Origin of the sequence: Vibrio sp. SCSIO 43140 (assembly GCF_023716585.1) — a bacterium.
Classification (GTDB): domain Bacteria; phylum Pseudomonadota; class Gammaproteobacteria; order Enterobacterales; family Vibrionaceae; genus Vibrio; species Vibrio maritimus_B.
In genome coordinates this window covers 472,399-485,281 of record NZ_CP071850.1, presented here as the reverse complement: position 1 = coordinate 485,281, position 12,883 = coordinate 472,399, and the positions used below count along the sequence as shown (strand labels likewise).

The 12,883-nt window shown below is 47.5% G+C and carries 13 protein-coding genes; 11 read left to right on the top strand and 2 right to left on the bottom strand.

The window, feature by feature from the left end; genetic code table 11:
• Positions 1-46 precede the first annotated feature (46 nt).
• The 7 genes from sfsA to panC all read left to right on the top strand — a co-directional run bounded on the left by sfsA (position 47) and on the right by panC (position 5,935).
• Entirely contained in the window at positions 47-763 is a 717-nt protein-coding gene (gene sfsA / locus J4N45_RS02525) for a DNA/RNA nuclease SfsA (protein WP_252014639.1), read from the top strand.
• A gap of 125 nt (positions 764-888) precedes the next feature.
• Positions 889-1,335 carry an RNA polymerase-binding protein DksA gene (gene dksA / locus J4N45_RS02520; RefSeq protein WP_042475961.1) on the top strand — a complete coding sequence of 149 codons (447 nt, stop codon included), beginning with the start codon at positions 889-891 and terminating at the stop codon, positions 1,333-1,335.
• A 63-nt stretch (positions 1,336-1,398) separates the two neighbouring features.
• Positions 1,399-2,286, top strand: coding sequence for a tRNA glutamyl-Q(34) synthetase GluQRS (gluQRS, locus tag J4N45_RS02515; protein WP_252013411.1), 888 nt, complete (start codon positions 1,399-1,401; stop codon positions 2,284-2,286).
• An 87-nt stretch (positions 2,287-2,373) separates the two neighbouring features.
• On the top strand, positions 2,374-3,729 hold the full coding sequence (gene pcnB, locus J4N45_RS02510; RefSeq protein WP_252013410.1) for a polynucleotide adenylyltransferase PcnB: 1,356 nt from the start codon (positions 2,374-2,376) through the stop codon (positions 3,727-3,729).
• On the top strand, positions 3,729-4,214 hold the full coding sequence (folK, locus tag J4N45_RS02505) for a 2-amino-4-hydroxy-6-hydroxymethyldihydropteridine diphosphokinase (protein ID WP_042475955.1): 486 nt from the start codon (positions 3,729-3,731) through the stop codon (positions 4,212-4,214). The genes pcnB and folK overlap by 1 nt, the downstream gene beginning before the upstream one ends.
• 24 nt (positions 4,215-4,238) lie before the next feature.
• Positions 4,239-5,033 carry a 3-methyl-2-oxobutanoate hydroxymethyltransferase gene (gene panB, locus J4N45_RS02500; RefSeq protein WP_252013409.1) on the top strand — a complete coding sequence of 265 codons (795 nt, stop codon included), beginning with the start codon at positions 4,239-4,241 and terminating at the stop codon, positions 5,031-5,033.
• A gap of 8 nt (positions 5,034-5,041) precedes the next feature.
• Positions 5,042-5,935 carry a pantoate--beta-alanine ligase gene (panC, locus tag J4N45_RS02495; protein ID WP_252013407.1) on the top strand — a complete coding sequence of 298 codons (894 nt, stop codon included), beginning with the start codon at positions 5,042-5,044 and terminating at the stop codon, positions 5,933-5,935.
• A gap of 80 nt (positions 5,936-6,015) precedes the next feature.
• Here the strand turns inward: panC and J4N45_RS02490 are convergent, their stop codons facing one another.
• Positions 6,016-7,272 carry a methyl-accepting chemotaxis protein gene (locus J4N45_RS02490; protein ID WP_252013405.1) on the bottom strand — a complete coding sequence of 419 codons (1,257 nt, stop codon included), beginning with the start codon at positions 7,270-7,272 and terminating at the stop codon, positions 6,016-6,018.
• A 134-nt stretch (positions 7,273-7,406) separates the two neighbouring features.
• Here J4N45_RS02490 and J4N45_RS02485 point away from each other — a divergent pair, with 134 nt between their 5' ends.
• Positions 7,407-8,177 (top strand): potassium channel family protein, encoded by a 771-nt coding sequence (locus tag J4N45_RS02485; protein ID WP_234494529.1) that lies wholly within the window; start codon positions 7,407-7,409, stop codon positions 8,175-8,177.
• Positions 8,178-8,209: 32 nt separating this feature from the next.
• Here the strand turns inward: J4N45_RS02485 and J4N45_RS02480 are convergent, their stop codons facing one another.
• The gene (locus J4N45_RS02480) at positions 8,210-9,727 is read right to left on the bottom strand and encodes a CYTH and CHAD domain-containing protein (protein ID WP_252013403.1); all 1,518 of its coding nucleotides are present in this window, start codon (positions 9,725-9,727) and stop codon (positions 8,210-8,212) included.
• A 206-nt stretch (positions 9,728-9,933) separates the two neighbouring features.
• Here J4N45_RS02480 and J4N45_RS02475 point away from each other — a divergent pair, with 206 nt between their 5' ends.
• The 3 genes from J4N45_RS02475 to J4N45_RS02465 all read left to right on the top strand — a co-directional run bounded on the left by J4N45_RS02475 (position 9,934) and on the right by J4N45_RS02465 (position 12,833).
• Positions 9,934-10,614: a TIGR00153 family protein gene (locus tag J4N45_RS02475; protein ID WP_042475951.1), complete on the top strand. Its 681-nt coding sequence runs from the start codon at positions 9,934-9,936 to the stop codon at positions 10,612-10,614.
• A gap of 124 nt (positions 10,615-10,738) precedes the next feature.
• Positions 10,739-12,001 carry an inorganic phosphate transporter gene (locus J4N45_RS02470; RefSeq protein WP_252013401.1) on the top strand — a complete coding sequence of 421 codons (1,263 nt, stop codon included), beginning with the start codon at positions 10,739-10,741 and terminating at the stop codon, positions 11,999-12,001.
• A gap of 220 nt (positions 12,002-12,221) precedes the next feature.
• The gene (locus tag J4N45_RS02465) at positions 12,222-12,833 is read left to right on the top strand and encodes a TIGR04211 family SH3 domain-containing protein (protein ID WP_042475948.1); all 612 of its coding nucleotides are present in this window, start codon (positions 12,222-12,224) and stop codon (positions 12,831-12,833) included.
• Positions 12,834-12,883: the final 50 nt, after the last annotated feature.

The following is a 12,883-nucleotide window of genomic DNA, read 5'->3' as shown; positions in this document are numbered from 1 at the left end:
TTATGATGTAATGAGGCTCATCATTCTAATAAAAAACGGCCTCAAAATGCACTTCGAACCACCTTTAGAATCGGGGAAGTTAGTTCAGCGCTATAAACGCTTCCTCGCGGACATTACTTTAGCTGATAACAAAGAAATCACGATTCACTGTGCCAATACAGGCGCGATGACAGGCTGTGCGGAGCCTGACTCAACCGTCTGGTACTCCACCTCAGATAACCCCAAACGAAAATATCCCAACAGTTGGGAGCTTACCGAGACCAAAGCTGGGCACACCATTTGTGTGAATACCGCCCGCGCCAACACATTAGTTGTCGAAGCAATACAAAAAAACGTTGTAAAAGAGCTAATTGGTTACCAAACTTTACGAACAGAGGTGAAATACGGTCAAGAAAACAGCAGAGTCGATATTTTATTGCAAGATAGTGATCGCGCAGATTGCTACATCGAAGTAAAAAGTGTCACACTGCTGGACGAAGGCAATACGGGACAAGGGTATTTTCCAGATGCTAAGACCACTCGCGGTCAAAAGCACTTGAGAGAGCTCACAGAAATGGTTCAATCAGGACATCGAGCCGTATTATTTTTCGCTGTTTTGCATTCAGGGATTGAAAAAGTGTCGGCGGCACACCATATAGATGCGAAATATTCACAATTACTTGAGCAAGCAAGACAAGCTGGGGTTGAAGTGATTTGTTATAAGGCGGCTTTTTCTGACAATGAAATGGCGCTGACATCGGCGTTGGATTTCATTCAAAAGTGATGTCACTTCACATAGAGAAGAACTTTAACAAACTTCGTTTGCCACCAGCATTTGTTTTTGCTATAGATACCCGCCTTAAAATTAACTGTTCGCACAGTTGACTAGGTGTAAGTAGGAGATGCTGCATGCCAGAAACTAAGAAAAAAGCGCTAGGCATCCTAGCCATTGCAGGTGTTGATCCATACCAAGAAAAAGCTGGTGAAGAATACATGTCACAAGCTCAGTTGGATCACTTTACAAAAATTTTGAGCGCTTGGCGCAACCAACTTAGGGAAGAAGTTGATCGAACTGTGCACCACATGCAAGACGAAGCAGCTAACTTTCCTGATCCAGTTGATAGAGCTTCTCAAGAAGAAGAATTCAGCTTAGAGCTACGCAACCGTGACCGTGAGCGTCGTTTGATCAAGAAGATTGAAAAGACGCTAAACAAGATTGAAGAAGACGATTTTGGTTTCTGTGAATCTTGTGGTATCGAAATCGGTATCCGTCGCTTAGAAGCCCGTCCTACTGCCGATTTATGTATCGACTGTAAGACACTTGCAGAAATCAAAGAAAGACAGATGCAAGGCTAACAAGCGAGAAAAAGGGAGCAAACGCTCCCTTTTTTGATCCACCCTTCAGACACGAAAAGCACTATGTATATTGGTCGATTCGCGCCCTCTCCTTCGGGTCCCCTACACTTTGGTTCCTTAATTGCCGCACTGGGTAGCTATTTTCAAGCTCGATCTCAGAATGGTCGATGGCTGGTCAGAATTGAAGATATCGATCCGCCGCGAGAAGTGAAAGGTGCAGCAGAGCTGATCCTAAAAACACTGCAAGCCTATCAGCTGAATTGGGATGGTGAGGTGCTATACCAAAGTCAGCGCTTGAATGCCTACCAAGAACAAATCGATCATTGGCTAGCCAGTGGACAAGCTTATTTGTGTGAGTGTACGAGAAAACAGATCAAAGCAGCGGGCGGCTTTTATCAAGGAACATGTCGTGATAAGCAGCTAAACGCCTCCGACAGTTGTGCCGTTCGCCTTACCATGGACTACCCTGTATCCTCTTTTATCGATGAGAAGCATGGTCAGCTGGATATCCCAGAGCAGCTTGCTCAAGAAGATTTCATTATCAAACGTCGAGATGGCTTATTTGCGTACAATCTCGCAGTGGTATTAGATGACATCTACCAAGGGGTCACAGAGGTCGTTCGCGGCGCAGACCTTATTGAGCCAACAGGGCGTCAAATCAGCCTATACAAAACCCTAGGTGTGGAGCCTGTGACCTATCTTCATCTACCGCTCGCGATCGATGACAACGGTAATAAGCTATCAAAACAGAACCACGCAACGGCTATCGATTTGGATAACCCCAAACCGACACTTCTCAATGCGATGCGCTTTCTTGGTTTCGATGTGGAGACTGAAATAGCCACGAAAGAAATCGCCGATATCATCCAATGGGGCGTGGAAAATTGGCGACTATCTCAGCTTCCTAAGCAGCTCAAAATCAAACCGCCATTCTCAAATGACGCTCTCTAGGCTAGAATAAGCGGCAAATTTCATGCGTCAGGCACGAAACAGGGCTAAAAAGCACTCTATTTCGCGAACCTTAATTGCGTTAAAACTATGAATAAAAAAGAAAATTCTCAAAAAGCTCATCATGTATATAGTGACATCTCATTACACGTCCATACACGTGATGAACACAACATCTCGCGCAAGCAGATCAGCGATAATGCGTTAAAAGTCCTATACCGCTTAAACGGTGCAGGCTATGACGCATATTTAGTTGGCGGTGGCGTGCGCGATCTACTGCTTGGAGAACAACCTAAAGATTTCGATATAGCCACTAACGCGACGCCAGAGCAAATTAAAAAACTGTTCAGAAACTGTCGACTGATTGGTCGCCGTTTTCGACTCGCTCACATCATGTTTGGGCGTGATATTATCGAGGTTGCTACCTTCCGAGGTCACCACCAAGAGCAAGAAAAGAACGTTTCTCAGCAGAGCAAAGAAGGCATGCTGCTGCGCGACAATGTCTATGGCAGCATTGATGAAGACGCAGAACGTCGTGACTTCACCATCAACGCTATGTACTACAACATCGGTGACTACTCGATCCACGATTACGCAGGTGGTGTCGAAGATCTCAATGACCGACTTGTTCGCCTCATTGGCGACCCAGATGTGCGCTATCGCGAAGACCCAGTCCGTATGCTTCGTGCAATTCGTTTCGCCGCTAAGCTGGATTTCGACATTGAAGAAGATACCGCAGCGCCAATCGAAGATTTGGCGCCGCTGCTGCGCGATATTCCTTCTGCGCGCTTGTACGAAGAAGCACTTAAACTGCTGCAATCGGGTTATGGTCTAGAAACCTACCACCTAATGCGCGAGTACAACCTGTTCCAGCAGTTGTTCCCTCTTATCGCTCCTCACTTCACAGAAGACTACTCGTCACAAACCGAGCAAGTTCTTGATCTCGTGTTGGATGCAACCGACGAGCGTATCGAAGAAGGCAAACGCGTTAATCCAGCCTTCATGTTTGCCGCCATGCTGTGGTATCCAATGATGGAAAGTGCCAAAGAGCTAATGTCGCGCGGCCTATCAGAGTACGACGCAATGATGGAAGCGAGCAATATCATACTGGATGAACAGGTGAAATCGACTGCCATTCCGCGCCGCCACACCGCGACTATTCGCGAAATCTGGCAGCTACAGCTGCGTCTTCCACGTCGCTCAGGCAAACGCGCTTACCGATTGATGGAGCTAAACAAGTTCCGTGCTGGCTTCGATTTCCTTGAAATGCGCGGAGAAATTGAAGGTGGCGAAGTGGCACTGCTGGCAAAATGGTGGGGCACATTCCAATCTGCGGGACGTAATATGCGTCAAGCGATGGTGAATGATATCGGTGGCTCTAGCTCACGCTCCGGTTCGCGTCGCAGACGCACGCCAAAGGCGAAAAACGCCAAGAGTGCTGAATAATGACCATCTGCTACATCGCTATCGGCAGTAATCTGTCCGACCCAGTCTCACAAGCCAAAGTGGCGATTGAGGCACTTAAAACACTTCCTAAGAGCGAGCTTCTGGCTTGCTCTTCACTTTACAGCAGCACTCCGATGGGGCCGCAAGACCAGCCTGATTACATCAATGCTGTTGCAAAGATTTCAACCGAATTAACGCCACTGGAACTGCTTGATTGCACCCAAACGATCGAACTGGAACAGGGGCGTGTCCGTAAAGATGAAAGATGGGGCCCAAGAACCCTAGATCTCGACATCATTCTTTATGGCAATGAGGTGATCGATTCCGAGCGCTTAACCGTTCCTCATTACGGGATGAAACAACGCGAGTTTGTTCTCTATCCGCTTATGGAAATCGCACCAAATTTACAACTCCCTGATGGGACTGAGCTCACTACCCTCATCGATAGTGTTGACCGTAATGGACTCAGAGTTTGGCAATCCTAGCCAATCCCCTAATAAGGATTAAAAATGAAAAAAATCAACATTAACGACCTCGTTAAGTGGAAAAGCGAAGGTCGCAAATTTGCAACTTCAACGGCATACGATGCCAGTTTTGCAGCTTTGTTTGAAAGCCAAGAAATGCCTGTAATTTTGGTCGGCGATTCACTCGGCATGGTACTGCAAGGTCACAACGACACCTTGCCTGTTACTGTCGATGATATCGCTTACCACACGCGCGCTGTACGCGCAGGCAGCCCGAATTGCCTATTGATGGCTGACATGCCATTCATGAGCTATGCGACACCACAGCAAGCGTGTGAAAGCGCTGCAGCGCTGATGCGCGCAGGTGCGAACATGGTGAAGCTAGAGGGTGGTGACTGGCTAGTTGATACGGTAAAAATGTTGACTGAACGCGCAGTACCCGTCTGTGCTCACCTGGGTCTTACGCCTCAGAGCGTCAATATCTTTGGTGGCTATAAGGTACAAGGTCGCGATCAGAAAAATGCGGATAAGATGGTTCGTGACGCACTCGCTCTACAAGAAGCGGGTGCACAAATTATCCTTCTTGAATGCGTACCGGCTGAGCTAGCGGCGCGCATCACTGAAGTACTAGATGTTCCAGTCATCGGTATTGGTGCTGGTAATGGTACCGATGGTCAAATCCTTGTGATGCACGACATGTTTGGCATTTCGGCTAATTACATGCCTAAATTCTCAAAGAACTTTTTGGCAGAAACAGGCGATATGCGCAGCGCCGTTGCTAAATATATCGCGGATGTGGAGAGCGGCGCTTTCCCAGACGACGCTCATACGATTGCCTAGGGGGAATCATGCAAACTTTCGCTGATATTGCTGAACTTAGAGAGCAGATTGCACAGCTAAAACGTGAACAACGCCGTATCGCGTTTGTTCCGACCATGGGTAACCTTCATGAAGGTCACTTAACGCTGATGCGCAAAGCTCGAGAGAACGCAGATGTGGTTGTGGCGAGTATTTTTGTTAACCCAATGCAGTTTGAACGCGCAGATGACCTCAACAACTATCCGCGCACGCTGGAAGATGACCTGAGTAAGCTGACCGCTGAAGGGGTTGATTTGGTATTCACGCCAACACCAGAAATCATGTACCCGAACGGTCTTGATAAGCAAACCTTCGTTGAGGTACCTGGCATCTCGCACATGCTTGAAGGGGCATCTCGCCCAGGACACTTTAGAGGCGTTGCCACTATCGTCACTAAGCTGTTCAATATTGTGCAGCCAGATGTCGCGTGTTTTGGTGAAAAAGACTACCAGCAGCTCGCACTGATTCGTCAGATGGTGAACGACCTCGCCATGAATATCGAGATCATTGGCGTACCAACAGTACGCGAAATGGATGGTCTTGCTATGAGCTCTCGCAATGGCTACCTCACAATGGATGAGCGTCAACGTGCACCAGTGCTTGCGAGAACCATGCGTTGGATGAACAGTGCCATTCGTGGTGGTCGTGACGACTATGCATCCATCATCGAAGATGCCAGTGACCAGCTTCGCGCCGCGGGTTTGCAACCCGATGAGATCTTCATCCGTGATGCACACACCCTTCAGGCTATCAGCGACAGTTCTACCCACGCGGTCATTTTGATGTCTGCTTTCTTGGGTAAAGCTCGCCTTATTGACAATCAAGTACTCGAACTGGCTCAAACGCAGGTTGAACCAGAGACGAGTAGCGAAGAGAATCAATAAACACTCAGCTAAAAAAAGCGGCTCACTTATACCAAGTGAGCCGCTTTTATATTGAAGCGTCTACAGAAATCTAACGTCGTTTAAACGTTGAAAGACTGGATCTTGCTATCAAGCTCAGCCGCGTTGTTTTGCATCATCTCAGACGTTTCCAGTAGCTCAGTGACCACCACAACCGATGCCTCTACCAACTCACGTACGTTAGTTAGGTTTTGGTTCATCTCTTCGGCAACACTGCTCTGCTGACCCGCTGCAGTCGCGATTTGGAAATTCATATCATTAATCTGGTTAACCTGGCTTACGATGCCATCAAGCTCTGTGCCCGCATTCGTCACAAGCTCTACGCCATCCGCGGCTTCAACCACACTCTTCTCCATCAGCTCTACCGCAGAGTTAGCACTCGATTGTAGCTGAGAGATCATCTCTTGAATTTCGACTGTTGCTTGCTGGGTACGCTGTGCAAGGTTACGTACCTCATCCGCTACCACAGCAAAACCACGTCCAGCTTCACCTGCTCGAGCGGCCTCAATCGCTGCATTCAGTGCAAGCAAGTTGGTCTGCTCTGAAATGCCTTGAATGGTGCCAACTACGCTTCCAATCGACTCCACGCGCTCTTCAACCTGATTCACCGCTGCTGCAGAAGCTGAGATGTCGTTCGATAGCTCGCTCATCTTAGTTACAGTGCCCTGTACAAAGCGCTGACCCGTCTCTGCTTGACCCGAAGCCTGCTCGGTTAATTGCGAAGCGTTATTCGCGTGGTCGGCAACGGTTTGAACCGTAGAGCTCATTTCGCTCATTGCAGTAGCCAGCTGATCGATCTCTTGGAACTCTTCTTGCGATGACTCTTTGGTCTCAGACATGCTCAGCGTCATTACTTCAGTGAGTGTCGCTAGCTCTTGAGAGGTAGCTACTTGAGTTTTGATGATGTCTTGAAGCTGTGCACGCGTTCGTTCTAACTCACGAGCCACATCGCCGTACTCATCTTTACAGTCCATAATAATCGGAACAGTGAGATCTTTATCTGCCATTCGCTTGATGGCGTCACTTAGGTAGTTAGTCTGCTTAAGCATGGTTTTTGCTGCAAACATCAGCAGTGCCACAAACAGAACAATCATCAAGGCAGTTTGCCATACGACCTGAACTAGATAAGCTTCGTAGTGCTGCTGGGCAATCGCTTCGTTCTGGGTTGCGGCAAGAAGAGAGTCGTAAAATGTGCTTGCATCCCACAACTGCTTACCAACAAGCAGTACGGTACTAAAAATCATCAACATCAACATCTTAGGAACTAAGCGAACATCGGTGATGAGTCGCTCCCAAGGTTTAAATGCCAGTGTGGTCATTATCCGTTCTCCATTAATTATTATATAGTTAGGGAATCTTTCTCTAACTGAATGCCATTTTCACTTGCCTGCATGCCAAAAGCCGTAGGGGGGAATGTGAATCATGAGACCAAGTTATTTATTTCGAGCCTCGTATGAAAGCAAATGATACCAAAACTGAAACTAAGCCTCTGAGCTTATTGTCACTGTTCCTCTCTTTTATGGCGCTATTTGTGATCTCAGCCTTATTGTTTGCTCCCATCAACGAGGATGAGCGTACTGTTCTTATCGGCCTCGACTTTATAATCTGTAGCTTATTTATTCTGCAACTTGTTGTGGATCTGATCCGCTCCACAGATCGAGTGCAATTTTTGAAAACCCACTGGATCGACTTTCTAGCCAGCCTGCCGATGATCGAGCCACTAAGATATGCCCGCGTCTTTCATATTTTCCGTGTGGTACTGGTGATTCGCTCTGGTGAGGCCTTATTAAGACAACTCGCTCGTAATAAACATGAAACGACGATCGCATCGATCCTTTTGCTACTCGTGCTGCTCATTACCGTTGGGGCTGGGCTGATTATGTGGGCTGAGAGCGGCGATCCCGATGCCAACATTCAACATATTGGCGACGCCGTTTGGTGGGCTTTTGTCACGGTATCAACGGTTGGTTATGGCGACCATTACCCGGTTACAATCGTAGGTAAGTTCTTGGCAGGTATCATTATTATCTGTGGTGTGGGTATGTTTGGTATGACGTCGGGCTTGATTACCTCACTGCTCTCTTCACCCAGTTCTATGGATGAGAGACGCTCCAAACACAAAGAGGTCATGCTACAGAAGGTGCTTAACCAACAAGAAGTGATTTTGCATAAGCTTGAGAAGATGGAGCAAAAAATCGAATCACTCGAGCAAGATAAAAAATAGAGAGGCGTACTGCCTCCCTACTCTGAACCGAATTAATTTTGCCAGTATGGCTCAGCCTCAATACTGATCTGCCTGGTTTGCTCCATAGCGTGTAAGATTGAGCTCTCTTGACGACGCAACCAGCGCTCTAGCTGCTCGCGCTCTTCGCCCTCAAGTTTATCAACAAGCTTCTCTAACAATTCCAGCATCTGTAAATCATCGATACCCTGCAGCAAATCTGCCCACGGCAAACGGAAATTATTGCGCTCTTCCATGCTGTACAGGCTTGCAAAACCAACGCCGGTATATAAGTTGCGCATTAAACGATACTGCTGGTCGATGTACTCTTGACGAGACAGTAGCTTCTCTGGTGGAAACGCTTCAATGAGCTCAGCCCAAGTACGAGCGAGCTGTTTCACTGAGAATGGCTTAATGTCTTGAGACATTTTTTCACGCGCCTTGTCATCCAAGAATGGCTGCCAGCCTCTCGAAAGGATCCAGCGGCTAAGATCGAGCAACAAGCCTGCGTAACGCCCTGAGTGAATGAGCTTTAGCATCTCTTCACGCTCAGGCAACTCTTGCTCCATCTCTTTAAGCTCAGCAACAAGAAACTTTCTTGCGTCTAGCTTTCTCAAAATGTGGCCTTTGTCTTCCAGCAAGGTCTCAAAGTGATCGTAGCTTTTTAGCCACTGCAACTCTTGCTCTAGCCATTTCAATTCTTGTCTCAAAATGGCGCTTGCGCGTCGCGGTACAATTCCACCGTAAACAGTCAGGACCTGGCGAATAAAGCTGAGCGCATGGCTGATCTCTTGCAAGGCCTCAATCGACTCATGCTCAACATAAATCTGCTCGTGATAATGCCAATGTGCCAGCGCATGCTCTAAGGAGTGAACAAAGCAGCTTTCAACACTATCTGTCGCCACAGTATCCACTAAATCCATGGTCTTGACTGGGTCGCCATCATAGTTAGCTGCGAGTCTATAACCGCGGGCTGCTTTGCTTAGGTTACCGAGTCGAATGCCACCACTTTCACACAGTTCACGAGCCAGAGTGAACAAGGCATCCGTTTGCCCAGATTTTAGCTCGAGCTCGACTTCACAAATTGGGTACGTTCTATCACCCGAAGAGACAACACCCTGATCAAATGCAACCTCAACCTGACTGCCATCAGTCATACCGATTAACCACTGTTCACGAGTGAAGTCAGTAGCAAATATTGGTAACAATTCTGATTGTAGCGTCGCGACATCTTTCCCTTCTGGGTAGATATCGGTAGGGTGAAGCGTTAAGTCTGGGATGTTAGAGCTGTGTTCAGCGTTATATTCTGGACGTTGGTGCAGACCAGCCACAACGCGTCCTGCTGTCTTTACAGTCTGTACAAAAACATCGTCAAAGCGACGAATTCTGAGACCAATATCGTGTTGGCGCAGCCAGTTATCTGGCGTGTCGAAGTAAGTGTTTCCTAACTCACGACAACTGTGCTGAAGTACTTTTGTTTCAGCAATCTTGCTAAGCAAAGTTTCTGAAAATTCTGGAGAAACAAAAAACTTCAGTTCTATCTCGGTTTCCATAGTTTTACCTTTCGGGGGTACTGACAACAGGATATGAGCAATCGTACTAATCAGCAAGTGACAAATATCACCCAAATGATGATCTAAAACAGTTTAAATCGGCGTTTTAATGGGTTACCATGCGCGCCTTTATAGCCATCGCTCAACATTTCACCATGATATTGGTGTATGTTTATTTCAGGTTATATTAATTAGGTTGAACAACCATGCCAGTAAATACAATTATGGGGTTATTTGCAAAGTCCCCTATTAAGCCTTTGCAGCGCCACGTTGTGTGCGTAACAGAATGTTGCTCTCACCTTATCAACTTCTTTGAGACAAGCTCAAAGGGTGATTGGGAAAAAGCAGCTGAGATCCGTGCGCAGATTTCTCACTTAGAGAAAGAAGCCGACGTTTTGAAGCGTGAGATCCGTCTTAAACTACCACGCGGCCTGTTCTTGCCAGTAGACCGTAGCGATATGCTAGAGCTACTGACACAGCAAGATAAGCTTGCCAACCTTGCCAAAGACATTGCCGGTCGTGTTTACGGTCGCCAACTTGTCATTCCTGCGCCACTTCAAGAAAACTTCATCGCTTACGTGAAGCGTTGTCTTGATGCAGCCAACCAAGCTCAGAACGTTATCAATGAGCTGGATGAACTGCTAGAGACAGGCTTTAAAGGCCGTGAGGTGACTCTGGTTGCAGAGATGATTCACCAACTCGATGTCATCGAAGATGATACCGATGCCATGCAAATCCAGCTTCGTCAGCAACTGATGGCGATTGAGCAAGACATGAACCCTATCGACGTTATGTTCTTGTACAAAATTCTTGAATGGGTCGGCGGTATTGCAGATCAAGCTCAGCGCGTAGGCGCTCGTCTTGAACTCATGCTGTCTAGGTCTTAAACACACGTTAACTAAGTAACAAAGAGCGAAGAAGTATTAGGCGTTGAGCACAGACAATGCTTAAGAGATTGCCCTGCGCCCGACTTTTGCTCCGCTTGTTATGAAACAAAACTAGGTTATTACAATGGATATTCTTGCAAACTACGGCACTATCCTGATTCTTGTTGCGGCGATGTTCGGTTTCCTTATGGCGATCGGTATCGGTGCAAACGATGTTGCCAATGCAATGGGTACTTCTGTTGGCTCTAAAGCTCTAACAGTTAAGCAAGCTATCATCATCGCGATGATCTTCGAATTCGCCGGCGCATACCTTGCTGGCGGTGAGGTAACAGACACTATCCGTAAGGGTGTGATTGAGACCTCTCTGTTTGCTCACCAGCCAGACGTTCTTGTGTTCGGTATGATGTCGTCACTATTGGCGGCAGGCACATGGCTATTGCTCGCGTCATACATGGGCTGGCCGGTATCTACGACTCACTCTATCATCGGTGCGATCATCGGTTTCGCTTGTGTGTCTGTCGGTACTGAAGCCGTAGACTGGGGTTCAGTAAAAGGCATCGTGGGTAGCTGGGTTATCACGCCTGTGATTTCTGGTTTCTTCGCTTACGTTATCTTCGTCAGTGCACAGCGACTGATTTTCGATACTGAGAAGCCACTGTTTAATGCTAAGCGCTTTGTGCCAGTGTACATGTTCATCACAACCATGGTGATTGCGCTGGTCACTATCAAGAAAGGTCTAAAGCACGTTGGCTTGCACCTTGAAGGTATGGAAGCATGGGCGTGGGCTGCAGGCGTTTCGGCTCTAGTTATGATTGGCGGTTACATCTACATTCAGCGTAAGTTTGCTGACCGTGAAGAAGACCATGGCTTTAGCGGTGTAGAAGGTATCTTCAGCGTACTTATGGTTATCACAGCTTGTGCGATGGCATTTGCACATGGTTCAAACGATGTGGCGAACGCGATTGGTCCACTGTCTGCTGTTGTTTCAACGGTTGAGCACATGGGTGAAATCACAGCGAAGAGCACCATCGCATGGTGGATTCTACCTCTAGGTGGTATCGGTATTGTTGTGGGTCTTGCGACTATGGGTCACAAAGTAATGGCTACTGTAGGTACCGGCATCACTGAGCTAACTCCAAGCCGCGGTTTCGCAGCACAGCTCGCAACAGCGTGTACTGTAGTATTAGCCTCTGGTACTGGTCTGCCAATCTCTACAACACAAACTCTAGTTGGTGCGGTATTGGGTGTTGGTTTCGCTCGTGGTATCGCAGCACTTAACCTAGGCGTTGTACGTAACATCGTGGCTTCGTGGGTCGTGACTCTGCCTGCTGGTGCACTGCTAGCAGTCGTATTCTACTACATGATGCAAGCGGTATTTGGCGCATAAGCCAAAGCAAAACAAAAGTCAGGGAGATGTGAAGCTCACGTCATATTTGACTCAAATTCAAATAAAGGGAGGCTAAGCCTCCCTTCTTTGTTGCACCCACTTAAGAAACTTCATACTATTTGGGCATTCTTAAAAGTTTACAATTTGAGAGTGCGTAACAGCCCTGCTGCTAGCGCTACTTTCTTCATCATTCCCCATTGATACACTTAAGGGACTTACTGTGAAAAAACTGATCTGCATGATCATGGTGTCGTTGCTCGCTGCTCCTGCGGCGTTGGCTCAAGATCGTTATATTGCCGACAAGCTATTTACCTACCTACATTCTGGACCAAGCGCTCAGTACCGTATTATTGGTAGCATCAACGCAGGTGACAAGGTTCAGCTGCTATCGTCTAACCGTGAGACAGGTTACTCACAGGTTCAAGACAGCCGTGGCCGTAAAGGCTGGGTAGAATCTAAATTTGTGACGACTCAAGAAAGTATGGCGGTTAGACTGCCTCGTCTTGAGAAAGAACTGACGCAAGTGAAATCTCAGCTATCGAGTGCACGCGAAACAGCAGACAGTGAGAAAGGCGGCCTAGTCAGCTCGCTAGAAGCACGCAACAAGCAGATCGCTGAGCTTGAGCAAAACTACTCAGATATCAGTGAACAGCTGACTTCTTCTCAAACAGAAATCCGTGAGCTACGCGCTAAGCTAGACACACAAAAAGAAGACTTACTGCTTCGCTACTTCATGTACGGCGGCGGTGTAGCCGGTGCTGGTCTTCTATTCGGTCTGATTCTTCCGCATCTGATTCCGCGTCGTAAGAAAAGCCCGAATGGCTGGGCGTAATACGCTAACGCCATCAACACATAAAAAAACCGCCTTATAGGCGGTTTTTT